This is a genomic window from Frankia sp. Mgl5 (genome assembly GCF_023242985.1).
GTDB lineage: Bacteria > Actinomycetota > Actinomycetes > Frankiales > Frankiaceae > Parafrankia > Parafrankia soli.
In genome coordinates, this window is the sequence record NZ_JALKFY010000683.1 from 13,600 (window position 1) to 38,489 (window position 24,890).

Consider the following 24,890-nt stretch of genomic DNA (forward strand, 5'->3'; position numbering starts at 1 on the left):
CGCCCCCCGGCCGCCACCCCCCCCCTCCCCGCGGGCCCCCGCCCCGCCGGGGCCCGCCGGGCTCCGAGGGTCGAAGCGGAGGTCAGGCCTACCGGCCTGACTGCTGAGATCACTTCACTGGTCGCGGCCCTGCCGCAGCCAGTGCCAGGCGAGGGCCCCCAGCCACAGTTCGAAGCCGAGCGTGCTCAGGGCGAGCAGCGGGAACAGGTCGCCGACCAGCAAGGTGGCGCTGCCGACGAGGCTGACCGGCAGCAGCGCGACGCCGGTGCGTCGCAGCCACGGCGCCACACCCTCCGCGCCCAGGCCGAGCAGGATCGCGCCGACGAAGAACACGCGCGGCAGCGCCGAGAACGCCAGGGCGAACGGCGCGGCCGAGTCCCATCCGGCGAGAATCCTCACGTCGCTTCCCGTGGCCGCCGTTTCCAGGGCGATGTCGTGCAGCACCCCGGCGAACGGCCAGATGAGGGCCAGCAGGGTGCCCGCGGCGACGGCGACCGCCGCGAGCACGCCGGTGCCGTCCACCCGGCGCAGGCGCAGGTGCACCACACCGAGAAAGCCCAGCAGCAGCGACCCGGAGATCATGAACACGTAGTTGCCGGTTCGGTAGGCGGTCTCGGCGTCGAGCACATTTGTGCCGCGTTCGAGGGCCGGATCGTCCGGCGAGCCACCGTGTGGCAGCACGAACACCGCCATGCAGACCATCACGACGAGCTGGCAGACGGTGAAGGCGATGCCGAAGCGAGCGCTGAGCCGACCGACGTCCAGGCCGGCGCCGGGGCGGGCGTGGGCCGGTCGGCCACCGGAAGCCCGGTCGGGGGCGTGACGGTGGGACGCGGCGTCTTCCAGAACAGCCATAACAGGGCTGACCGTGGTCATGATCCACCTTTCTGCTGGCCCGTCCGGAGCCGGATCGAGCCGGGTTTCGCCGGCCGTTGCGCCGACACCAGAACGGTAGGAGTCGGGCGGCCGGCCCCACATCGACCGAGGGGCTGCTCGTGGAGTCAGCCCGGGATGACGCGCGGCTCATCCGGGATGACGTGGGTTTCAGCCCTCGGGCTGATGCCACGGCCGCCCCGCGCCCGTACGCTCGCGATCGTGGACCGTGCCCAGGACCGCCTGCCGCAATGGCTCCGGACGCCCAGGACCGACGCCACCATGGCGGCGGCGTTCACTCTCGCCGGGCTCGCGCAGACGGCGATCTACCCGATGGCGGGCGGCGCGCTGGGCCCGCTGTATGTGCTCGGCTCCACGTTGCCGCTCGCCTGGCGCCGTAGCCGGCCGGTCGAGTCCGCGCTGGTGTCGTCGGCGTTCTGGCTGATCCCGCTCGACGGTTACCCGGTGCTCGGCTACGTGGTGGTGATCCTTCAGTTCTTCGCCCTGGGTAGTCGCGGGACCCCGCGTGCCGCGGTCGCGCTGGCTACCCTGTGGGCGTGCGCGGTGTCGGTGGTCGGCACCCTGCTCGGTCCCGAGGCGCCGGTTGCCGCCATCGGCGGTGCCCTCGCGGTGGCCGCGCCGGTGGGTGTCGGTCAGGTCGTCGCTCGGCTGCGGCGGCAGAACGCCGAACTCGCCAGGCTCACCGAGGACCTGCGGCGCGAGAGGCTCAATGCCGAGGAGGCGGCGGTCGGCGCCGAGCGTGCCCGCATCGCCCAGGAACTGCATGACGTGGTGGGGCACGAGGTGACCCTGATAGCGATCCAGGCGGAAGCCGCCGCGTCCGTGCTGCGGGTGAGACCCGAGCGGGCCGCCGAGCCGGTCGAGGCCATCAGGGCCACGGCGCACCGGACGCTCGCGGAGATCCGTTCCGTCCTCGACATCCTCGCGCCCGGCGGCCGGGATGGCCGGGGCGGCCGAGAGCCCGCGCGGGAGGACATCGCCGAGATCTCCCGCCGCGCCGAGGACGCGGGCATCGCCAACACGCTCGTCGTCACCGGTGATCCGTGGCCCGCTCAGTCGCCCGCGTCGCTCGCGGTCGGCCGGATCGTGCGCGAGTGCCTGACCAACGCGGGGCGGCACGCCCCGGGGGAGCGGGTCAGCCTCACCGTGAACTGGACCGCTCGGGAGGTTCGTCTGGAGGCGGTGAACCCGGGCGCGCCCACGCGCCCGCCGACCCCCGGCCGCGGCCTTTCCGGGATCCGCCACCGGGCGGACCTGCTCGGCGGAACGTTCCACTCCCGAGTCCACGACGGGCTGTTCGAGATCCGGGTGACGTTGCCGGCGGCGTCACCGACGTCCGCGGCCGGCCAGGCCACGCAGACCGCCGGGCCGGCCACACCGACCGCCGATCCGACCGCCACGGGGACCGCCGATCCGGCGGCGCGGGAGGCCGACCCGGGCGCACGGGGCGCCACGGTGGCGGCGAGCCCGCGGTGACCCGCGTGCTGATCGTCGACGACCAGGATCTCGTGCGGCAGGGACTGCGGATGATCCTGGAGCTGGCCGGGATCGAGGTGGTCGGCGAGGCGCGAGACGGGGACAGCGCCGTGCGGGCGGCGTCGCGGTACCGGCCCGACGTCGTCCTCATGGACCTGCGGATGCCCGGAATGGACGGCGTCGAGGCCACCCGCCGAATCGTCGCCGCCGGTGACGCCCGGGTCATCGCGCTGACCACGTTCGACGTGGATCAGAACGTGGTGGACGCCCTGCGAGCGGGTGCCGCCGGGTTCCTGCTCAAGGACGTCACGTCGGAGGGGCTGGTCGACGCGGTGCGGCGCGCCGAGGCCGGCGAGCCGGTCGTCGCGCCCGCCGTCCTGGCCCGGATGATGGACCACTTCGCCACCCGCCCGCCCGAACAGCCCCGCCTCCCGGCCGGCCTGGACGAACTGAGCGACCGCGAACGGGAGGTTCTGGCCATGATCGGGGCCGGGAGGTCGAACGCCGAGATCGCCAGCGAGCTGTTCATCAGCATGGCCACGGTGAAGACGCACGTCCGGCACATTTTCGCGAAGCTCGACCTGCGCGACCGTGCACAGGCAGTGGTGGCCGCCCGTGACGCCAGGCTCGGCTGATCGGTCGGAATCGACCTGAGGAGGCCAGAGCGCCCGATCTTGGTGTTGATCTCGCTGGTCCGCAGCCCGCGGGCCAGCCTCGCCTGTCTGCCCTGGAAGCGGTCGCGCGTGCCTTGACGCAGTCCGGCTTCCGGCCGTCCCAGCACCGCCCTGTGGACGGCCCCTCGCCGTCGTCACCCGGCCCGGCCGCGTCGCGTTCGATCAGACTGACGTGGTGACCTCGAACGGGCGCCAGGGCCAGCTGGTGTCGATGACGGCGTCCGGCCGCCCGCCGCGGCGGCGCAGGTACGACTGGTAGTCCTCGGCCCAGCGGCGGTGCGCGTCGGCCTGCCAGTTCTGGAGCGCGGTCAGGCCCATCGCGGCCCAGTCGGGATGCAGCCGGGGAAGACGCCAGGCGATCCTGGCCGTGGTGAGGCAGTCCGCGAGCGCGTCGTGGGCGCCGTCCTGGCGGACGCGGTAGTGGGTGGCGAGCGCGGTCAGCGTGCGCTTGCCGGGCCGGCGCGGATCGAGCTCACGGTCGATCACCATGGGGTCGAGGACGAGCATGTCAACCTCGGCGAGGCCGCGGCCGTGGTGGCGGCGCAGCTCGCGGTCGAGGAGCGTCAGGTCGAACGAGCTGTTCATGATGACGACGGGGATGCCGTCGCGCCACACGCCCTCCAGCACCTGGCCGACCCGGCCGAGCACCTCGGCGGGATCACGACCCTCGCGGCGGGCACGCTCCGTTGTGATCCCGTGTATGCGCGCCGCCGCCTCCGGGACGTCGACGCCCGGATCGATGATCTGGCAGAGCTGGTTCAGCACCCCGGACGGGCCGACTTTCAGGAGCGCGACCTGAACAGCCCGGTCGGTCTCCACGTCGGTTCCGGTCGTCTCGAAATCGAGCACGGCCATCGGGCGCTGCCACCACGCCATCGTCCGGTCGTCTCCTCGGAACAGCCCGGGGACGCCGTCACACCGAGGCCAGGGGGTGAACACCGTCATTCCACCGGACGGCGCGGGCCCGAAGAAGGGGATTGGTGGTCCCCTGGGTCTTCGCTGTCGCGGTGTTGTCGCGACCCCGGCCAGTATGCCCGGAAGACTCCACTCTCACTCGGTCAGGAGCGGCCGGCCGGCCCGGGGCCGGTTCTGTCAGATCGTCACGGCGCCGGTGTCGGTGTCGGCGCCAGGGCGGACGCCGTGAGGGCGGCCGCGGCGGCAGCGGCCTCCTCCGCGCCGAGCGAGGACCAGAAGTCCGCCCCCGGTGTGGCCTCGGCGTGTGTCCTGCGGCCGTCGTTCCAGGCCGCGTCGAAGGACAGCCGCCAGGAGTGCAGGAACGTCCGGGTCACCGGCGCACGGTCGAACAGCGGGTCGCCTTCGATGGGATGTCCGACCCAGGCCAGGTGGACCCGGATCTGGTGGCGCCGTCCGCTGATCGGGTAAGCGGCGACCAGGGTGTGCTCCGCGCCCTCCCACACCCGGGCGATGCGGGTGACGGACGGGTAGGACCGGACGTTCGGGAACGTCCGGGCGGCGGGCACCGTCCAGCTCGCGGGGCCGCGGCCGCCGCTGCCGGCCGGGCCGTCGGAGCCGGGGGCGCCGTCGGAGTCGGGCGTGCCGGCGGGGCCGTCCGGGGTGGGTGTTCCGGCGGGGCCGGGCCAGGCGACGATGTCGGCCCGGTTGGCCGCGATCCGCACCCGGTTCTTGCGCCCGACGCTCAGCGGGAGGTCGATCGTGGCCAGCGCCGGCAGCCCTCGGGTGCGCGTCAGCGCCAGATAGGTCTTCTCCACCGTGCGCCGGTTGAACTGCCGGGTCAGGTCGCCGTGGAAGCGCAGCTCCTTCGCGAACAGGACGACGCCGGAGGTGACCTTGTCGATGCGGTGTGCGGGGAACAGCTCCTCACCCGCGTCCCGTGCCATGGACACCAGGTCGGTGTCGTGGCGCTCGCCCATGACCGAGACGCCCACCGGCTTGTCGAGTGCGAGCACCGCCTCGTCCTCGAAGATCTTCTGGCTCTCCCGGATCGTTGTCCACTCCGTCACGAGACCGCCCGCCCCCACAGTGCCGATGCTCACAATTCAAGTATTCGCCACACGGAGAGCCGGCGGACGGGATCCTCCCGAGGTAGGCGGTCCGCTCTGCCCGACGCGGGCGTCCTGTCGATGTTTCCAGGCGGCCCTGGGAGCCTGGCTCCGGTGCCGATCGCCGGGCCGGATCGGCGCCGCGGCCGGCTACCCGGCCGACCGTGCGCAACCTGACGTCGGAAATCTTCCTTGTTTCGTGTAATAAGCCCAGTACCAGCTACTTCGCCCGTAGCAGAAGGGACCATCATGACTGCCGGCCCCCGTCAGCCTGACCGCACGTCATCCGCAGCCGGCTCGACGTTCATGCCCGGGAAGACCGCCGCGGTGCCCCGCCAGCCGTCGGCCGTGTCCGGGGGAGGCGAGGCCCGGGCCCGAACCGGGATTCCCGCCGAGGTGGGGACGCGCGCGGGGAGCGCTGAGAGCGCGCGCGGCGCCGAAAGCACGCGCCGTGTCGAGGACGGCCCGGGCGGCAGGCCCGCGGAAGTGGCGGCCGGGCCCGGTGAGGTCACGGGGAGCACACACGCGCCGGCCGCCGGCAACGGGATCCTGGGCGGTGTGCCGCCGATGGCGCGGCCACGGGCCGCCGCCGGGGCGCTCTTCTTCGACGAGGAGGGCCGGGTCCTGCTGGTTGAGCCGTCCTACAAGCCGGGGTGGGACATCCCCGGCGGCTTCATCGAACCCGGCGAGTCGCCGTACGCGGCGTGCGTCCGCGAGGTCGAGGAGGAGATCGGCATCGTCCCGCCGATCGGACCGCTGCTGGCGGTCGACTGGGCCTCCGACGAGATCGCCGGAGACATGCTGCTGTTCGTGTTCGACGGCGGACTGCTGCCGGAGCCGTGGCGGGAGCGGATCCGGGTGGACATGGACGAGATCATCAACTGCGCCTTCACCCCGATCTCCGAGGTCGATGACGTCCTGCCCGTCATGCACGCCCGGCGGGTCCGGGCCGCCGCCGAGCGGCGCGGGCAGGGTGACGGCGCCGGCTATCTCGAGCGCGGGTACCTGGTGCCGTCCGATCCGGCGCTCGCCGCGGACGGCTCCGGGGAGTAGCCGCATCCGCGGCGACGGTCCCTCCGCGCGCGGAGATGCCGACCGGGCCGCGGGGGGCGATGATGCCGGCACGGGACGGCGTTCGCCACGCGTGGCTGACGGTTGCCGAGCTGGCCCCCAGGGCACCGGGCCAGCTCGCGGACGGTCGGCAGGCGGTCGTCTGCACCCGGCCAGCGCGGCTGACAGGGGTGACGTATGTCCAGGACGATCCGAGCGGCGCTTGTCCAGGCACGGTGGACGGGCGACCGGGAAACGATGATCAAGGCTCACGAGGAGCACGCACGGTCGGCCGCCGCGCTGGGCGCACAGGTCATCTGCTTCCAGGAGCTCTTCTACGGGCCTTATTTCTGCCAGGTTCAGGACGCCGCCTTCTACTCCTACGCGGAGTCGGTGCCGGGGCCGATCGTCGACCGGTTCGCCGCGCTCGCCGCGGAGCTCGGGATAGTGATGATTCTGCCGGTCTACGAGCAGGAGCAACCCGGGATCCTCTACAACACGGCGGCGGTCGTGGACGCCGACGGCTCCTTTCTCGGCAAGTACCGCAAGACCCACATCCCGCACGTGGCCGGATTCTGGGAGAAGTTCTACTTCCGGCCCGGGAACCTCGGATATCCGGTCTTCGACACGGCGGTCGGCCGGATCGGGGTCTACATCTGTTACGACCGTCATTTTCCGGAGGGCTGGCGCGCGCTCGGCCTGAACGGGGCCGAGCTGGTGTTCAACCCGTCCGCCACCTCCCGCGGCCTGTCGAACTACCTGTGGAAGCTCGAGCAGCCCGCGGCCGCGGTCGCCAACGAGTACTACGTCGGCGCGGTGAACCGGGTGGGTGTCGAGGACCTGGGCGACGACGACTTCTACGGAACCTCCTACTTCGTCGACCCCGAGGGGACGTTCGTCGACGGCACCGCGGACGCGCACGAACCGGAACTGCTGGTCCGAGACCTGGACATGAGCCTGTTGACCACGGTGCGCGACCGGTGGGCGTTCTATCGTGACCGACGGCCGGACACCTACGGCGACCTCACCGCGCCGTGACCGGTCGCGTGCCGTCCCGACCCGGGCCGGCAGCCAGGTGGGAAGCAGGTCCGGTGAAGGGGCAGACGACGTGAGGACGCTGATCACCGGCGGGACGCTGGTCGGCCCGCTGGGCGCGACGCCCACCGAGATCCTGGTCGACGGCGAGACCGTCGCGGCTCTGTTCGCGCCCGGCAGCCTGCCAGAAGGCCTGCGCGGCAGCCTGCGCGACGGCACCGGCTCCTCGGTCGACCGGGTCATCGACGCCACCGGGAAGTACGTGATCCCGGGCGGCGTCGACGTCCACACGCACATGGAGCTGCCCTTCGGCGGCACCTCGGCGTCCGACACCTTCGCCACCGGGACGGCCGCCGCGGCCTGGGGCGGCACCACGACGATCATCGACTTCGCGGTGCAGCGCACCGGCGAGGTGGTCGAGGAGTCGCTGGCCGCCTGGCACGCGAAGGCCGAAGGCCAGTGCGCCGTCGACTACGGCTTCCACATGATTATCGGCGGCGTCGACGACCAGGCGCTCAAGGCGATGGACTACCTCGTCGCCAACGAGGGCATTTCCAGCTTCAAGCTGTTCATGGCATACCCCGGAGTCTTCTACAGCGACGACGGCCAGATCCTGCGGGCTATGCAACGGGCGGCCGAATCCGGCGCGATGGTCATGATGCACGCGGAGAACGGCATCGCGATCGACGTCCTCGCCGCCCAGGCGCTCGCCCGTGGCGAGACGGGCCCCGTTCACCACGGTTACACCCGTCCACCCGAGCTGGAAGGGGAGGCGACGAACCGGGCGGCGGTGCTGGCCCGGGTCGCCGGAAACTGCCCGCTCTACTTCGTGCACATGTCGGCGTCCGAGGCGCTGGCGGTCGTCTCGGCGGCCCGCGGCGCCGGCCACAACGTGTTCGCCGAGACCTGCCCGCAGTACCTGTACCTCAGCCTCGAGGAACATCTCGGGGCGCCCGGCTTCGAGGGCGCGAAGTACGTCGCCTCGCCACCGCTGCGGACGAACACGGCCAGCCACCACGACGACCTGTGGCGCGGCCTGCGTACCGACGACCTCGCCGTGGTCTCCACCGACCACTGTCCGTTCTGCTTCCGGGATCAGAAAGAGCTCGGCCGCGGCGACTTCACCAGGATCCCGAACGGGATCGGCACCGTCGAGCACCGCATCGACCTCGTCTACCAGGGCGTCGCCAGCGGGCGACTCTCCCTGCCACGCTGGGTGGAGACCTGCGCGACCACCCCGGCGCGGATGTTCGGCCTCTACCCCCGCAAGGGGATCGTCGCGCCCGGCTCGGACGCCGACATCGTCATCTACGACCCGGCGGCCAGCACGACCATCTCCGCGTCGACGCACCACATGAACCTCGACTACTCCGCCTGGGAGGGCTTCCAGGCCGCGGGAAAGGTCGACACCGTTCTCTCCCGCGGCACGGTCGTCGTCGCCGGCGGGGAGTTCCACGGGCGGGCCGGGCACGGGCGTTACCTGCGCCGCGGCCTGTCCCAGTACCTGCGATGAGCGTGGCGGCGGCGAGCTGGAAGGCAGGTCCCTGATGGATGTCGGAGTGGTGCTGCAGACCAACCCGCCCGCGTCCAGGGTGGTCGAGCTCGCCCGGCAGGCCGAGACGCTCGGCTTCAGCCACGTGTGGACGTTCGACTCCCACCTGCTGTGGGAGGAGCCGTTCGTCATCTACAGCCAGATCCTCGCGGCCACCCGCAAGGTGAAGGTCGGCCCGATGGTCACCAACCCGGCGACCCGTGACTGGACGGTCACCGCCTCCCTGTTCGCCACGCTCAACGAGATGTTCGGCAACCGCACGATCTGCGGGATCGGCCGCGGCGACAGCGCCGTCCGGGTCCTCAACGGCCGGCCGACGACGCTGGCCACCCTGCGGGACTGCGTCGCCGTCGTCCGCGCCCTCGCCAACGGGCGGGAGGCGGAGGTGAACGGCGCGAAGCTGCGCTTCCCGTGGGGCACCGACAGCCGGCTGGACGTCTGGATCGCCGCCTACGGCCCGAAGGCCCTGGCGCTGGCCGGCGAGATCGGCGACGGGTTCATCCTGCAGCTCGCCGACCCCGACATCGCCGCATGGACCATCCGGGTGGTGCGCGAGGCCGCCGAGAAAGCCGGCCGCGACCCAGCGTCGGTGAAGTTCTGCGTCGCCGCGCCCGCCTACGTCGGCGACGCCGACCCACTGTCCCTCGCCCACCAGCGCGACCAGTGCCGCTGGTTCGGTGGGATGGTCGGCAACCACGTCGCCGACCTCGTCGCCCGCTACGGCACCCCGGCCGCGGCCGGCCCTGTTCCGGCCAGCGACATGGCGCTGCCCGCGGCCCTCACCGGCTACATCACCGGCCGCAGCGGCTACGACTACAACGAGCACGGCCGCGCCGGGAACATCCACACCGACTTCGTCCCCGACGAGGTCGTCGACCGGTTCTGTCTGCTCGGTCCGCCCGCGGCGCACATCGAGCGACTCACCGAGCTCGCCGGCCTCGGCGTCGACCAGTTCGCGGTCTACCTCCAGCACGACGCCAAGCGCGCCACCCTCGAGGCCTACGGCGAGACCGTCATCCCGGCGGTCAGCGCCACCATCCAGGCGAAAACACGCTGACCGAAGTCCGGGGACGGTGACCCACCCTCCGCCGGCTGACCGCGACAGCCGCTGCGTCAGGTCAGGGCGCCGGAACGCCGCAACAGGTGCGACACCTGCGCCCGCTGATCCGGGGCGAGCGCGGGGGCCGAGGCGCCGAGGGAACGCAGGAGCAGATCGTCGGCGCCGTGCTCGTCCCCCGCGGCGCGGATCACCTCCGCCACCCGCCACAGCACGGGTCCGCTGTCCGGGGCGTCCCGCAGCGCCGAGGTCGACTCGCCGGACGCCTCGGTGACCCGGCCGAGCCGGGCCAACGCCAGCGCCCGCGCCGCCCGCAGCTCCGCCCCGCCTGTCGAGGACGAGACGCCGCCCGCCTTCGCGGCCGCCGTGCGCGCGAGCCGGTCGAAGTCCTCGATCGCCCCGGTGTTGTCGGCCAGGTCGACCCGCAGCTGGGCCCGACCGGCCAGCGCCGACACCGCGTCGGGGGCGATCGTGAGCACCGCCGAGAAGATGGCCGCGGCCGCCCACGGCTGACCGGCACGCCAGAGCGCGTGCGCCAGGTCCGACTGGACGTCCGCGTCACCCGGCAGGCGTTCCCCGGCGGCCTGCAACTCCTCCACCGCGCGCCCGACCTGACCGGCGTCCAGCAGAAGCCGGCCGAGAGTGGCCAGCACCCGCCCGGAGGCCTCGGTGTCCGACAGCGACTCGTAGATCTCCGCGGCCTCGCGATGACAGGCCTCGGCCTTCTCCAGCCGTCCCTCGGCCTGGAAGAGCTGTGCCCGCAACGCCTGGGTCCCGGCCCGGGTGAGCGAGGGCGCCGGGTCGCGTCGCAGCGCCTCCTCGGCGTGGGCGCACGCGGTGGCCAGGTCACCGTCCGCGAAACTCACCTGCGCCGCCCGAAGGTAGTCGTCCGCCCCGATCTCGGCGACCGGTCCGCTGCTGCCCGTCCACGGGTTGGACGTCCGCTGCAACGGTTCGAGCAGCCGGTCGTCGAAAAGCTCGAAGCGACGGGAGCCGGACAGGTGCTCGCAGCGCAGCACATAGCGCTCGGTCAGGGCGTCGAGCACCGTCGTGGGCATGCCGGCGGTCATGGTGAGACCCTCGTCGACCACGCCGCGCCGCCCGCGCTCGGTCACGAACGTCCGGGTCAGCCAGGCGCGCAGCTCGTCCTCGTCGAGATCGTGCTCGTGGGCGGTCGTGACCAGCGTCCGGGTCAGATAGTCCTCGAGGACCGCGGTGACGTTCCCGACCGGGCCGAGCCAGGACGCGGTCACCGGCGCATCCGCCACCGGCCGGGACCGCCACAGCGCCGTCGCCACGAGCTGCAGGAACACGGGCTGGACGGTCTCCGCGACCAACAGCGACTCGGCGCCGGTCGCATCGACGGTCCGGCTGGTCGTGAGATCGTCGACGCAGGCCGCGGCGGCGCCGGGGGCGAACCGGATCCCGGCGGCGCGCAGCGGCTCGACCAGGGCCGTCACAGCGCACTCCGGGCTCAGTGGGGCGACGGCGACCTCGGCGGTGACCGGCCCGGCGGACTCGTGGCCGCCCTGGTCGGCGCAGGCCGCCAGCAGGGTCCGCCGGTACGGCAGCAGCGCCGCGCGATGGTCGGACCGCAGCACCAGCAGGATCCGCAGGTTCGGTAGCGCGGTGGCCGCCAGGGCGAGCCCCTCGACGAACTGCGAGCGCAGCGGGGCCAACCGGGGCGACCGCGCGGTGAGGAACTCCTCGAACTGGTCGACGGCCAGCAGCATCGGCCGGGACGCGCCGCGCGGCCGCCGCCGCTCCGCCCGCTCCCGAAGCGCCTCCAGCAGGGACGACGACTCGTCCTCGTGGGACCAGCACCGCAGCAGCGCCCGGGTGAACGGGTTACCGGGCCCGACCACCGGTTCGAGCCCGTCGGGACTCGCGGTTGTGAGGCCGGGGCCGGTGATCCGCCCGACCGGCAGGACATCGGCATCGGCGCCGGCAAGATCCGGCAGGACGCCTGCCCGCAGCAGAGATGTCTTGCCGGCCCCGGCAGGGCCATGCGCGATGACGAGACGGCTGCGCAGCCACGCGGCTGACAGGGAGCGGGCCTCGGCATCCCGCCCGAAGAACGACCCGGACTCGTCCTCCTCGAACGGGCGCAGCCCGACATAGGGAAGATCGGCCCGCAACTGGGTCACCATCCGCCGGCCCGGCCCGACTGGCGCCACGACGACCCGCCCACGGGCCATGTCATCTCGGGACGTATCGGCACCGAGGGCAGTTGGCACCGGGCGGTCGCAGGTCTGCCGCCGGCACCGGCACCGGCTCCGAGTGGGGTTGCCAACGGCCGATTTGACGTCGTGGTCGGCTGGCCTGGGGAGATCCGAGTGATTCCTGCGCCTTTTGGTGGAAATTTGGCGGCGAGGGCTGGATAGTAGATATTCAACAGTGCTGATAGCCTTTCGGCGTTGACGCGACCGTGCCCGCGAATGGTATCCACCTGGCCCGGCCCGGCTCTGCCGCCGCGCGGTCCTGGACCGTCCCCATCATTCTCCGCCATATGGCGGCTACTGCGGGCCGACCTCGCCACATGGCAAGATTTTCGCAGTACGAGGAGTCGTCGCAGTCGCGGGCTTGGTCGGGGCGGGACAGTCCGGGTGATCGCGCGTGTGTAGGCTTCGCCGCCCTCGTTCCGGAGTTGACCCTCCCGATCGGTGGGCACATTCCGGACTGGCCGGAAGCTGCCGGCCGGCAAGGCGCCGGATCGCGGTACCCGGCAAGCGGTCGGCCGCGGCTGGGCCCGCCTCGTCGGCCATGGATCAGGCGGCTTGGTCCGGAGGGAAGGTGGCTCCGCCGGTCCCGCGCCGGCCAGCCGCCGGCGTGCCCACCGTCGGTGCGGCGCTCCCCGACCTGCCCCGGAAATAGCTTCTGACCTGCGGAAACATGCAGTTCAGAAGATGCTATGGAGTCGTTAGGCTGTCGTGGCCCGACGTGTACGGAGGTGCCGGTCGAGGAGCCATCGTGTGGGCCCCGATGCCCTGGTCGTTCGCCATTGGGGGTGGAGGTGTCGTGCGTCCGACATTCGGGCCGGGCTTTGGTAAGTTGGCCTGGGCCGGAAGAAGGTCGGGTGCATCGCCCGACCGACTCGCGGGCGGGCCTGCGGAATGGCGCCAGAGCCACTGGCCGATGTTATCATCAGGTGCGCCGCCGAAGATTTTGCGGCGCGCCGGCCAGATGTGTACGGGGCGAGGTGTCTGCGGCTCGTATGCTCGGCGGCTGTTCTGTACCGACGGGCGGGCGGGGGCGGAGGAACGTGGCTTCGGTGGTGGAGTTCGACTCGGCGAGCGGGCCAAGTCGAGGCGTTCCGATGATTTGGGGTGGTGTACCCCAGCGGAACAAGAACTTCACCGGGCGAGAAAGCCAGCTCGCCGAACTCCGTCGCCGTGTCTCCTCCGAGCAGACCGACGTCACTGCCGTCCTACCGCACGCCCTCCAGGGCCTGGGTGGTGTCGGGAAGACCCACCTCGCCATCGAGTACGCGTATCGGTACCAGTCGCACTACGACCTGATCTGGTGGATCCCCGCCGACCAGCCGGCGCTCGTGCGCTCCAACCTGGCCGCGCTGGCGCCTCGTCTCGGCCTCTCCGAGGGCGGCCTGCTGCGGGTCGAGGACTCGGTCGCCGCCGTCCTCGACGCCCTGCGCCGGGGCGAGCCCTACCACCGGTGGCTGTTGATCTTTGACAACGCCGACCAGCCGGAGCTGATCCGCAGCCTGATGCCGCACGGCCCCGGCCACGTGCTCGTCACCTCGCGTAACCGGCGCTGGCAGAGCATCGTCGACACGATCGAGGTCGACGTCTTCGCTCGCCGGGAGAGCCTGGAGTTCCTCGACCGCCGGGTTCCCGGCATCGCGCAGACCGACGCCAACCAGCTGGCCGACGCGCTCGGGGACCTGCCACTAGCGCTGGAACAGGCCGGGGCGCTGCAGTTCGAGACCGGCATGGGCGTCCAGGAGTACCTGCAGCTGCTGGGGGAGGCCTCGAGCCGGCTACTGGCGGAGAACCCGCCGTCCGACTACTCCAAGCCGGTGGCGGCCGCGTGGAGCCTGTCGGTGACCCGGCTTCGGGACCAGGCGCCGTTCGCGCTCGAGCTGCTGCGGCGCTGCGCCTTCTTCGGCCCGGAGCCGATCTCGCTGGAGATGCTCGACCGTGGCAAGTACACCCTGAGCTCCGACTTCGGCCGCTCGATGCAGGACCGGCTGCTCGTGAGCCGCGCCATGCGCGAGCTCGGCCGCTACGCGCTGGCGAAGATCGACACCAGTCGGAAGACGGTACAGGTGCACCGCCTGGTCCAGATGCTCATCCGCGACGAGCTCCCCGTCGAGGAGCAGGCCCGTATGCGGGACGAGGTGCACGCGCTGCTCATCGCCGCGGACCCCGGCGACTCCGAGACCACGAAGCGCGCCGCGTTCGAGGATCTGCTCCCGCACATCGTGCCCTCCGGTGTCTTCGAATCGACCGAGGTTCGGGCCCGCCAGCTCATCGAGCACCTGATCAGGTACCTGTTCAACGTCGGTGACTTCACCACGGGCCTGAGCGAGGCGGACCGCGCGCTTGCGCAGTGGGAGGAAGCCTCCGGCGAGCGCGATCCGGACGTGCTCGTCCTGAAGGGCATCAAGGCGGACATCCTCTGGGCGCTGGGCAGGCACCAGGATGCCTATAATCTTCGGCGGCCCACGCTGGAGGCGATCACCGAGGTCCTTGGGGCGGATCACGAGGAAACCCTCGTCATCCTGAACGGCCATGGCGCGGACCTGCGCGCCCGCGGCGATTTTCGGGCCGCGCTCGAGCTGGACGAGGATGCTCTTCCTCGACACGAACGCACCTTTGGTCCTTTTGCTCAGGAAACTCTCCTTGTGGCCAACAACCTCGCGTTGGACTACAACCTCAACAGCTCCTACGAGCGTGCGCTGCAACGGGATCAGGAGACGCTCGTCGGTAGGCGGGATCTGTGGGGCGGTGACGCCAATCCGTGGGTGGCGCTCTCTCTGGCCGCCGTCGCCCGTGACTTGCGGCAGGCGGGGCAGTACCTGAAGGCCCGGGATTCGGCGGAGCACGCATACCGGGTTTATGAAGATCTTGTCAACAACAGACTTCTTGCGGCTGATCACCCGTGGATCCTTCAGCAAGCCAAGGATCTTTCGGTTGCTCGACGAAAGGCCGGATACTTCCCGGAAGCGCTGGAGCTCGCCGAGCAGGTGTACGGCCGATACACGGACAGTCGGCAGTTCGGGAGAGAACACCCCGACGCTCTCGCTGCCGCCATCAACCTGGGAAACGCGCAACGGGTCGCCGGTGATCCCAACGACGCGGCAGAACGCATCGAGAAGACCGTTGGTCGATACCAGGACGTCTTCGGTGCCGATCATCCATATGCCTACGGGTGTCATCTGAATCTCGCGCTGGTCCACCGGCAGTTGGGCCGGGTCGACGAGGCCGAGCGTCTACTCAAGAGTGCGCTTGCCGGCCTGGACGACAGACTTGGCCCGGACCATCACTTCACACTCACCTGTCTGGCCAACCTGGCCACCGCAAGGTCCGCACAAGGCGCGATTGATGAAGCCCTGGAGATCGGGGAGCGGGCGTTGACCCAGTTCCGGGATCTTCTTGGACCCGACCATCCGCATACTCTGGTCTGCGCGACGAACGTCGCGTTGGACTTGGCGCAGCTTGGCCGGGACGAGGAGGCCCAGAAGCTCTCCGCTGACACCGTCGCTCGGTATCGCCGGGTCCTTGGACCCGAGCATCCCGACGTCAGGGCTGGTGAGCGGGGCGAGCGGCTCGACTTCGACTTCGAGCCGCCACCGCTGTAGCCTGCGGCGACTCCCTCGGGCAACGTGCTTCTGCTTTCGCACCGACTCAGGAGATCGTAGAGGGTAGCCAGGAGACGAGTTCGTCGGGATCGGCGCGGATCCCGGACAACTCTTCGATTCTCCTGTGCAACCGGTGGACAACCTCCGGTCGAGTGGTGAGCGCGGGGGACCCTGGCGTGGGGTGCAGTCCCCGGCACAACGCCAGCCCGGCCCAGGCGTCCAGGCGGTCGGGCTCGCGGGCCAGTTCTTCCTTGTAGGCCCGTGCCGCGTCTCGGGCGTCGCCGAAAGCGAGGGCCTGGTCGGCGGCGGAGACAGCGGCGTCCAGAACATGGGGAACGCCCTGCCGGGCGGCCTCGAATCGCTTCGGGTCCAGCAGGCGAAGATGGATGAGCAGAAATCGCGAACTGGTGACCAAGCCGCGGTTTCCCGGGAGGATGCGGGAGGGGATCCGCATGCTTTGTGAGGGTTGGCTGCCCTCGATCCAGGCTTGAGCCAAGATGGTGATCTTCGTTGGTGCGGGTTCGGCGTTGCGGAGCCGCCAGGTGATTCTAGTATCGTCGCAGGCTTGGCGAGCAAGCCGACCAGGGCCGTCGGGAACAGGTTTCTGTCGGCGGGCCCAGATATTGGCCTGCATACCGTCCAGAAAGCGCAGGCCGAGCCCCGTCATAGCTCCGGAGAGACGAAGGGTGCTGAGGACCCGCCACACTTCTTCCCGCCACCGCGCGAACTCGAAGTGCGCGAACTCGTCACCGTTCTCCGCTAGCCGCCTATAGTCCCAGAAGCCGGTCAGCCCGAGATAGGCGTAGGCGCCCTGCAGCAGACCAGGCAGGGGCCGTGGGTCACGGCGCCACGGTGCGTAGAACAGACGTTCCTCAGCCGGCTCGAACAGCGTGACGAGATCGAGCAGGGCCGACAGCTTCGTGTGCTGGAACTCGTGGACCAGCGCCGCGGCGAAGGAAAGCCCGTCACGCGGAAGCGTGAGGGCCACCGCGCCGAACGCCTCTCCGGACGAGGCGCTGAGTTCCTCGGCCCACGGAGAGGGAGCCAGCGGAAAGATCGTCGCGAGCCCGGCTGCCACGGCCTCCGCGATCAGCGGATCGTAGTCGCCGAGGATGCGCCAACCGGCATCGAGTCGTTGCTGCCAGACGTCGACGTTCTCGGTCACGGTGCCGGCTGTCATCGGCAGGTCGAGCAGCAGCCGGGCCGGGTCGACGTCGTCGAGCTGCAGCGCGATACGCCGGCCGTTCGCGACGCTGACCAGTCGCGGGACCATGCGCCATTGATCAGCCGGTGCGTGTGTCGGCGAACTGGTCTGGGACGGAGTCGCGGCGGGTGGGCCGACCGGCGGCTCCAGGGTGATCGTCGCACTGTCGGCGGCGCCGGTTGTCAGCCGCAGCCGCGTCCCCTCGATATGGACCGTGGCCCAGCCGGTCAGGCCGATCTGGACCTGGCCGACGCCGGGGATGCGCAGGTTGCCGCCCCGGAGCGGAACGGTCACTGTCGTGTGCAGACTGGCGCGCAGCGCGGCGGCGACAGCGAAGGCTCCGAGGATTCCGAGATCCTCCTCGAGTGACGTGGGTGGGTTGGTTCTCCCGTGCAGCCGACGCAGGCAGTGCATTGCCCAGAGGCCTAGTCCGGGAGACAGCAGAATCGTCTCGATCGCCCTCGGAGCCTGCCGCTGGGCCGCGGCGATCACCCAGTAGGCGTTCGCCAGCCCGCTGTCGGCGGCGGCCTCCGGAGCCCGCTCCGTGGCATCCGTCAGCACCGCGTGCAGCGCGAGGAGCCGCTTGCTCAGTTGTGTCCGGCGCAGGGCGAGAACGAGCCCGGTGCGACCCCCGCCGGCCGCTAGGTCGTCGAAGTCGGCCAGTGCGAGCCGATGAAAGTCAATTGTCACCCTGCAGTTTTGCCTTTTCGACGTCTGCCTGGATCTGTCTGCTGATATTTATTATCAGTTTGAACAGATCCGGGCAGTAGACGGATCTGTTCCGGAAGCCGCTGCCGGCGCGATACCGGTGGGGATAATAGCCACCTCCGCAGACACGGTGCACTGGGCATCGGCCGCACTCGGGACCGAGCGCGGCCAGGCCGATCTGCCGAGCGACGATACCCGGATGCCGGAGCGCCTCGTCGAGGTCGTTCTCCTGCACAGTGAGGCCGGTGGCGGCCGCACCGTGATAAGCCGACTTGAGCGCGTCGACCTGTTCGACGGAGCCGTCGGTCTCGATGACGACGACGGACGAGGGGGAGAGCCCGACCGTCTCGATGTGGCTGTGGCCGCCGAGCAGCAGCGAGATGATCTCCAGGAACAGGCGTATGTCCGTCTCGTGCGCGGGCGCCGAGTACCAGCGATCGAACAGGGCGATGAGCCAGTCGGCGTAGGGCGTTGACGTCTCGTCGTCGCCGCGGGCGGGTGGGCGGGCCGTCCAGTTCCCGTGGGGCAGCAGGAAGTCGATGCTTGGCGGCCGCCACGCCAGCAGGCTCTCGTACACCTCCTGCGGACTGCTCTCGGGATCGATCACGCAGAGCAGTCCGGCGAAGATCGGGCGGAACCGTTCGGAACCGAGCAGGCGCAGCCCACGGGCGATCTCAGTGTGGCTACCCCTCCCGTTCCGGTGGACCCGCCGTCGGTCGTTGACCGCCAGAGCACCGTCGATACTGACCCCGACCTGGATGTGGAGCTCCCGGCAGACCTCGAGGAACACCTCGTCGATCAGGGTGCCGTTGGTCTGGAGGGCGAACTCCACCACGGTGTCGGCGCCGACCGTGGCACGCAGGTGCTCCACGGTGGCGCGGAGGTAGCCGGGACCAGCGAGGAGCGGCTCACCGCCGTGCAGGACGACGTGCATCCGCGGGAGTTCGTGCCTGCGCGCGTGTGCCGCGAGCCTGCGTGCTGTGGCTTCCACCACCGCCGGGCTCATCATGGCGGGCTGCCTGCGCCAGCTCTGATCGGCCTGGTGGTAGACGTAGCAGTAGGTACAGGAGAGATTGCATCGGCTGTTGACTTTGAGGACGACCTGGCGGAAGGGCGTCGGCCGCCATCCTGTAGTGGTCAGTCGGTGGAAGTCGAGATCGCTGGTGGGCCATTCACCCGCGGGATCTTCGCGGGCCGTGCCGAGGAGGTCGATCACACGATCTCGCCGTTCGGGCGTCAGGAGGCTGTGCTGAGGGTCGAGCTGAACCCCGGCAGCGACTGTTGGAATTCTGCGGATTCCTCCGCCGATCGGCCGGTGCTCGGTGGGATCCGGCTTCCTGGGATGCTCGTCTCGTCAAATGGCGCGGCGCTGGAGGAGAAGCCGGACAGCGGGAGACCGGTTTGTGCGGCCTCCCTGACCACGCGGCGCTCGACCTGCCGCAGCCTTCGATTCGTCGTTGTGGCCACCTCGTCGAGTTGGAACCCGCCCAGGTTGGGCAGGCGCGTCTCGATGTCGGAAGACGAGTCGTCCATGAGGTGTCCTCCTCCGCCGGGCCCGGTCTTCCAATCTAGCCGGTAGCGCCCGCAGGCGCTTCACTCCCGGTGAAGTCCACTGTTTCAGTGGTTCGTTCCCGGGCTCGTGGATGACCGAAGAGAACCCATCCTTTGCTGGTTTCGTAACCTAGCCGGTCATACATCGGGGAAGTCTCGCTCCGGGTCGTCGAGGACTGCGTCTTCCGCGACGGCGCTGATCGGCAATCAGCGGTCGGTACGTACCGCGGGGAGCACGTACAATCTGTTCCCGCCCGTCGGGACGAAGGATCCGGCCGAGTGCACCCTACTTGAGCCGGTGTACGCGGCACGGCCCAGCGGGCCACGGGAGGGGGCTTACTCGGTGTCGGCGGAGAGTATCGGCCGGGAGCTTGGCCAGCGCCGGGTCGATAGGGAGGGCGGCCCCGCGGGGTTTCGCCGCGTTGCCCGTGCGCGGGCCCCGGCGCGGGCTGATGCCGGCTGGCATGCCTGACTCCTGGAGCGGGCTGCCGCTCTACTTTTTCTTCAGCTATGCCCGGGCGGACAGCCGTGACGATCCTCTGCTCGAGCAGTTCTTCCGCGACCTCAGAGCCGAGGTGCGCCGCCGGGTGGGCCATCCGAGTGCGGACAGCGTCGGCTTCCTGGACCAGAGCAGCATCCAGCCGGGCGAGGCCTGGTCGGCGGAGCTGGGAGCGGCACTCAGCCGGTGCAGAACCTTCGTCGCGATGTGCTCGCCCTCGTTCTTCGCCAGCGAGTACTGCGGCCGGGAATGGGGGATGTTCGACGGGCGATTGCACGCCGCCTCCGCGGCGGGCCGGGTGTGCCCACCAGCGCTGTTGCCCGTGATCTGGACTCCTTTACGCGTTCTACCGGAGCCGCTCGCGCGCCTGCAGTATGATCACAGCGGTCTGGGGGATACGTACGCCCAGTTCGGTCTGCGGTACCTCCTGCGGCTGAAGCGCAATCATGACGAATATCAGGAGTTCCTGCTGACGTTAGCGGTCCGGATCGTCGATCTCGCTGAGGACTCTCCGTTGGTCCCTCAGCGCGAGATCCCAGCGCTCCACCAGGTTCCCAACGCATTCCCCCCGCTCGCTGGGTCAGCGCCCCCACCGGACGAGGAAGATCTGCCGCCAGCCGGCGGGCTGGGAACGGACGTGCCCAGCCCGCCGGGAATGGACGGCGCGGCGGACGAGGCCCTCGAGCCCGAGGGCGAGGGTAGGCCGCAGGCGTCGACCAGCCCGCCGGAGACATCGCCACCCGGCCCGCTCCCACCGGCGCTGGGGCCTGGCGTCAGAGGGCCCGGGCGGATCACCTTCGTGCTGGCCTCGACGTCGGCAGAGGAGATCGCCGCGTTAAGACGCCAGCTCGACTACTATGGTAGTTCGTTTGAAGAGTGGATGCCGTACAGGCCGAGTAATCCCCTCCGCGCCTGTGTGCTGGCACAGATGGTCGCCGCCAGGCAGGGGCTCGTCTCGAATATCGTTCCTCTGGATAGCGGAGTCTCCGACCTTCTGGAGAGATCCAGTTTACGCAATGAGATCGTGGTACTCGTCGTCGACATGTGGGCGGCCAAGCTGGAGAGCTACCGCCAGGCGCTGGTCGCGTACGACGGCCGTAACGAGCCGACGTCGGGCGTGCTGGTTCCGTTGAACCCGGACGATGTGGAGACGCACGCGAACTCTGAGCACCTCACCGAGGTGCTGGCGTCCATTTTTCGTAACAACTTCATTCGTCAGGACAAGTTGTTCCGGATGAACATCCGGACATTCGAGGAGTTCGACCTGGCGCTGGTGCAGATCATAGCCGAGTCGCAGGCGCGCATCTTCGAGTACCGGCAGGTCCTGCGGCGGACGGGTACGAAGTCTCGTCGTCCACCCCGGCTTGACGCCCCCTAGGTGGCGTCGGTGTCTGGTGCAGAGCTCGGAACTGTAGTCACGTTCTATTCCTACAAGGGCGGGACCGGTCGGTCCATGGCCCTCGCCAACACCGCCTGGTTGCTGGCCAGCAGCGGCTATCGGGTGCTGGTGGTGGACTGGGATCTGGAGGCGCCGGGCCTCCATCGGTACTTCCATCCCTTCCTTCGCGATCCCGACCTCCGGTCGACCTCGGGGATCATGGACATGATCTGGGAGTTCACCGTGACGGTGATGTCGCCGCAGGGTCCCGGCGACGACGAGTGGTTCCAGCGGGCCACAATGATCACGCCGTACGCGGTGTCCCTGGACTGGCCGTTTCCCAACGGCGGAACCGTGGACTTCGTCTGTTCCGGTCGGCACGACGCCGCCTACGCCCAGCGCGTCGGTACCTTCGACTGGAACGCTTTCTACGCGGACAAGGGCGGCGGCGACTTCGTCGACGGACTTCGCCAGGATATGAGGGCCTCGTACGAGTGGATCTTGATCGACAGTCGGACGGGACTGAGTGACACGGCCGGAGTCTGCACGGTCCAACTCCCGGACACCGTGGTCAACTGCTTCACCCTCAGTGCGCAGAGCATCGAGGGTGCCGTCGCGGTGTCCCGATCCATCGCGGCACAGAACGACGATATCCGGCAGTTGCCGGTGCCGATGCGCGTCGAGGACGCCGAGCAGCGAAAGGCCGAACTAGGCCGTGATGCTGCCAGGGTGGCATTCGATCCGTTCCTGCGCGGCTTTGACAAAAGGGCGAAGGAGCGCTACTGGGGTGACATAGAGATCCCCTACAAGCCCTATTACGCGTACGAGGAGATCCTGGCGGTCTTCGGTGACCGGCCGGTCCAGGAAGGAACCCTGCTGGCCGCGTACGAGAGGCTGGCGTCCTACCTTACGGACGGCGCGGTGGTCGCGCTTCCCCCGCAGGACGAGTCCCGGCGCCGGCGCACTCTCGCGGCATTCGAGCGCACGAGGCTGTCGATCCCGACCGACATGGTGGTCAGCCATGCCGCGGCGGACCGCCCCTGGGCTGAGTGGGTCTGCACGGAACTCGAGGCCGCTGGTTTCCACGTGACCCTCGAGCAGGTCCGTCAGCCCGTTGCCGAGGGGCACGAGGAGAAAGAACCGGACCCGACCCGGCGGATGGTGGCGATCGTGTCGGCCGCCTACCTGCGTTCAAGTGAGGCGATGGAGCAGTGGCGCGCGATCGTGGCCTTTGATCCAGACGGGGCCCAGCGGCTCCTCGTCCCGGTTCGGGTGGAGGAGGTCCGCATGCCGCCGGAAGGCGCCACCCGTGACCACGCCGATCTGGTCGGCCTCGACGAGGTGCCCGCTCGCCGTGCGCTGGTCACTGCGGCCGGAAGGCCGTCCCAACCGGCAGCCTCCGGGCGCACGCGATCCGCCGAGCCGGAGGAGGTTCGCTATCCGGGCTCACCCCCGAAGATCTGGGAGGGAGTGCCCGCGCGCAACCCGATGTTCGTCGGCCGGGACGCACTGCTGATGGACATGCGGAACCGTTTCGTGGGCCAGGACGAGCCCGCCGTCCACACCCAGGTGCTCCAGGGGCTCGCAGGTGTGGGCAAGACCCAGATCGCAGCCGAGTACGTGTTCCGGTTCGGATCCACCTACGACCTCGTCTGCTGGATCGGCTGCGACCAGGCGGCGCTGGCGCGCAGCGACATGGCGCGACTCGCCCACACTCTCGGCCTGCCCGCCCGGCAGGGTCGGGACCCGGTCGACAGCCTGGTCGACGCACTGCGTAAAGGGGTGCCGTACCGTCGCTGGCTCCTCGTGTTCGACAACGCGGACACCCCGGACGAGATCCTTCCGCTGATTCCGAACGGTCCCGGTCATGTGGTCATCACCTCCCGCAACCAGCGCTGGCGGGGGCGGCAGTCCCCGGTGGAGATCGACGTCTTCAACCGGGAGGAGAGCGTCGAACTGCTCCGGCGCAGAGCGCCCGGGCTGACGGCCGCGGTCGCGACCCGGCTGGCCAAGGCTCTGGGCGACCTTCCCCTCGCGCTCGAACACGCTGGCGCCTGGCACGCCGAGACGGGGATGGCGGCGGAGCGCTACCTGCAACTGCTCGAGAGCAGCCCCGGCCCGCTGCTCCTGGAGGGGGAGGTCCCGACCTACCCGCGTCCCGTCGCCAGAACCTGGCTGCTGTCGATGGATCGGCTGCGTTCCCGGGCTCCCACCGCGGCACGGCTGGCCCAGCTGTGTGCCTTCCTCGGGCCGGAACCGATAAGCCTCGACCTGTTCGCGGCGGAAGGCCTGGCGGTTCTCGACGATGTCACGGACCAGACTCTCCGCGACGACCTGACGCTGGCCGAGGCCGTGCGGCAGATCAGTGAGCACGCGCTCGCGCGAGTTGATCCCTCCGACCGAAGCCTGCTGATGCACCGCCTCGTGCAGACCGCGATACGTGACGAACTGAGCCCCGCGGAACGCGCCAGTGTCCGGGCACGGGTGCACGCGATACTCGCCGCCGCCGATCCGGGAAACCCTGACGATCCCGAGAACTGGAAGCGTTACACACTGATCCGTCCGCATCTGGAGCCCACAAGGGCGCCCACGGCTCGCGGCGAGAGCATGTCACGCCTGGTCCGTAACCAGGTGCGATGTCTGTACATGCAGCGCGACCACATCGGATGCCGTGATCTCGCCAGCCGGACGCTCGTCCTGTGGCGGGAGCGCTTCGGGGACGACGACGAGCGGACGTTGGAGCTCGCCCTGGACCTCGCGGACAGCTATCGGGCGCTCGGCGACGCCGAACAGGCACGGGTGCTCGACCTCCGCGCACGGGAACGGCTGGTCCTTCTCCTCGGCCCGAACCATCCGCTCGCCCTGCGTGCCGCGATGGCGCTGGGCGGTGACTACCGCGGCATCGGCGCGTATGAGACGGCCCGACAGCTCGACGAGGACACCTACTCCCGCTACCGGGAGACGGCCGGCCTCGACAACGAGGAGACGCTCAAAGCGGCGAACAACCTCGCCGTCTCACTGCGTTTCCTGGGTGATTTCAAGCTTGCGCTCGAGATGAGTGAGGAGGTCTACGAGCGTCACCGCAGGCTCAGGGAGGACGACAACATCTGGACCCTCCTGTACCTGGACGGCTATGCCCGGGACCTTCGGGAGAACGGGCGGTACTCTGTCTCGTTGGCCTTGCTCGAGCGCGCACTCGAATGGTCTCGCCAGGCCCTGGGCGAGGCGCACCCGGACACACTGCGAATAAAGACGAACTACGCGGTCGCGCTCCGGTGGGCCGGCCAGCCGGGCCGTGCCAGGGAGATCGCCGAGGACGCCCACGCCAGGTTCCGTGCCCACGCCGACCCCGGGCAGCCCGGAGCACTCTCCGTAGCGACCTGCCTGGTCGGCGTCCTTCTGCTGCTGGGAGAGACCGCGGCCGCCCGGAGGCTGGCGGACGAGACTCACCGGCGGGCCCGATCCAGGCTGGGTGACGGAAACATCCACACCTTGGCGGCCGCCAACAGCCTGGTCATGGCCACGCGCCGATGCGGTGAACCGGCCGCCGCGGAGACGCTGGGCAAGCAGTCGTTGGACGGCCTGCGGTCGTCGCTGTCCGCCGAGCATCCCTACACGGTCTTCTGTTCGATGAATGTGGCGAACTGCCATGCCGACGACGGGCGGATCAGCGCGGCCCGCGAGCTCGATCAAGAGGCTTGGAACGTCCTGCAGGCCAAACTGGGGGAGGACCATCCAGCGACGCTGATCGCCGCAGTGAACCTGGCATCGCACGAGCAGCGAGTCGGGGATCCGGCAAGCGCGCAGGTCCAGCGGTCGGGCCTGCTCCGCCAGCTCGGGGACAGGCTGGGCCCGGAACATCCCGTTGTCGTCGCCCTGCGGCGGGGCCGTCGGGTCGACCTGGACATCGATCCTCCGCCCTCGTGAGCACCCCTGCGCCAGCCCCAGCCGTGAGCGCTACGCCAGGCCT

At 70.0% G+C, this 24,890-nt stretch carries 16 protein-coding genes; 9 read left to right on the plus strand and 7 right to left on the minus strand.

The genetic code is table 11. The features are described 5' to 3' along the window. Nucleotides 1-114 precede the first annotated feature (114 nt). The gene (locus MXD62_RS24715) at nt 115-876 is read right to left on the minus strand and encodes a hypothetical protein (protein ID WP_248831842.1); all 762 of its coding nucleotides are present in this window, start codon (nt 874-876) and stop codon (nt 115-117) included. A gap of 219 nt (nt 877-1,095) precedes the next feature. Here MXD62_RS24715 and MXD62_RS24720 point away from each other — a divergent pair, with 219 nt between their 5' ends. Continuing rightward, nucleotides 1,096-2,370, plus strand: a complete 1,275-nt coding sequence (locus MXD62_RS24720) for a sensor histidine kinase (protein ID WP_248831843.1) — start codon at nt 1,096-1,098, stop codon at nt 2,368-2,370. Beyond that, on the plus strand, nt 2,367-3,005 hold the full coding sequence (locus MXD62_RS24725) for a response regulator transcription factor (RefSeq protein ID WP_248831844.1): 639 nt from the start codon (nt 2,367-2,369) through the stop codon (nt 3,003-3,005). Before MXD62_RS24720 ends, MXD62_RS24725 begins: the two co-directional genes overlap by 4 nt. Nucleotides 3,006-3,206: 201 nt before the next feature. Here MXD62_RS24725 and MXD62_RS24730 read toward each other — a convergent pair whose 3' ends face one another. Together MXD62_RS24730 and MXD62_RS24735 are read right to left on the minus strand one after the other, a co-directional pair. Then, nucleotides 3,207-3,920 carry a 3'-5' exonuclease gene (locus MXD62_RS24730; protein WP_248831845.1) on the minus strand — a complete coding sequence of 238 codons (714 nt, stop codon included), beginning with the start codon at nt 3,918-3,920 and terminating at the stop codon, nt 3,207-3,209. A 224-nt stretch (nt 3,921-4,144) separates the two neighbouring features. After that, a complete protein-coding gene (locus MXD62_RS24735) occupies nt 4,145-5,026 on the minus strand; it encodes a pseudouridine synthase (protein WP_248831846.1) in 882 nt (293 codons plus the stop codon). Nucleotides 5,027-5,314: 288 nt separating this feature from the next. On the opposite strand from MXD62_RS24735, the gene MXD62_RS24740 reads away from it, so the two are divergent. The 4 genes from MXD62_RS24740 (at nt 5,315) to MXD62_RS24755 (ending at nt 9,759) form a co-directional block, all read left to right on the plus strand. Beyond that, entirely contained in the window at nt 5,315-6,118 is an 804-nt protein-coding gene (locus MXD62_RS24740) for an NUDIX hydrolase (protein ID WP_248831847.1), read from the plus strand. A gap of 195 nt (nt 6,119-6,313) precedes the next feature. Beyond that, complete coding sequence (locus MXD62_RS24745) at nt 6,314-7,153, plus strand: nitrilase-related carbon-nitrogen hydrolase (RefSeq protein WP_131626579.1); 840 nt, start codon at nt 6,314-6,316, stop codon at nt 7,151-7,153. Between the two features lie 70 nt (nt 7,154-7,223). Beyond that, nucleotides 7,224-8,663, plus strand: coding sequence for a dihydropyrimidinase (gene hydA, locus MXD62_RS24750; RefSeq protein ID WP_248831848.1), 1,440 nt, complete (start codon nt 7,224-7,226; stop codon nt 8,661-8,663). Nucleotides 8,664-8,697: 34 nt separating this feature from the next. Then, a complete protein-coding gene (locus MXD62_RS24755) occupies nt 8,698-9,759 on the plus strand; it encodes a TIGR03842 family LLM class F420-dependent oxidoreductase (RefSeq protein ID WP_248831849.1) in 1,062 nt (353 codons plus the stop codon). Nucleotides 9,760-9,815: 56 nt separating this feature from the next. Here MXD62_RS24755 and MXD62_RS24760 read toward each other — a convergent pair whose 3' ends face one another. Then, on the minus strand, nt 9,816-11,957 hold the full coding sequence (locus MXD62_RS24760) for a tetratricopeptide repeat protein (protein WP_248831850.1): 2,142 nt from the start codon (nt 11,955-11,957) through the stop codon (nt 9,816-9,818). 1,118 nt (nt 11,958-13,075) lie between these two features. Here MXD62_RS24760 and fxsT (MXD62_RS24765) point away from each other — a divergent pair. Continuing rightward, the gene (gene fxsT / locus MXD62_RS24765; RefSeq protein WP_248831851.1) at nt 13,076-15,580 is read left to right on the plus strand and encodes an FxSxx-COOH system tetratricopeptide repeat protein; all 2,505 of its coding nucleotides are present in this window, start codon (nt 13,076-13,078) and stop codon (nt 15,578-15,580) included. A 46-nt stretch (nt 15,581-15,626) separates the two neighbouring features. Here the strand turns inward: fxsT (MXD62_RS24765) and MXD62_RS24770 are convergent, their stop codons facing one another. From MXD62_RS24770 to MXD62_RS24780, 3 genes are read right to left on the minus strand one after another with little or no spacing between them, the layout of a single operon-like run. Next, complete coding sequence (locus MXD62_RS24770; RefSeq protein ID WP_248831852.1) at nt 15,627-17,474, minus strand: HEXXH motif domain-containing protein; 1,848 nt, start codon at nt 17,472-17,474, stop codon at nt 15,627-15,629. Then, entirely contained in the window at nt 17,464-18,708 is a 1,245-nt protein-coding gene (locus tag MXD62_RS24775; RefSeq protein ID WP_248831853.1) for an FxsB family cyclophane-forming radical SAM/SPASM peptide maturase, read from the minus strand. The genes MXD62_RS24770 and MXD62_RS24775 overlap by 11 nt, the downstream gene beginning before the upstream one ends. A gap of 20 nt (nt 18,709-18,728) precedes the next feature. Then, on the minus strand, nt 18,729-19,025 hold the full coding sequence (locus MXD62_RS24780; protein WP_248831854.1) for a hypothetical protein: 297 nt from the start codon (nt 19,023-19,025) through the stop codon (nt 18,729-18,731). 482 nt (nt 19,026-19,507) lie between these two features. Here MXD62_RS24780 and MXD62_RS24785 point away from each other — a divergent pair, with 482 nt between their 5' ends. Then, nucleotides 19,508-20,920 carry a TIR-like protein FxsC gene (locus MXD62_RS24785; RefSeq protein WP_248831855.1) on the plus strand — a complete coding sequence of 471 codons (1,413 nt, stop codon included), beginning with the start codon at nt 19,508-19,510 and terminating at the stop codon, nt 20,918-20,920. Nucleotides 20,921-20,995: 75 nt separating this feature from the next. Continuing rightward, nucleotides 20,996-24,847: an FxSxx-COOH system tetratricopeptide repeat protein gene (gene fxsT, locus MXD62_RS24790; RefSeq protein WP_248831856.1), complete on the plus strand. Its 3,852-nt coding sequence runs from the start codon at nt 20,996-20,998 to the stop codon at nt 24,845-24,847. Nucleotides 24,848-24,890 lie beyond the last annotated feature (43 nt).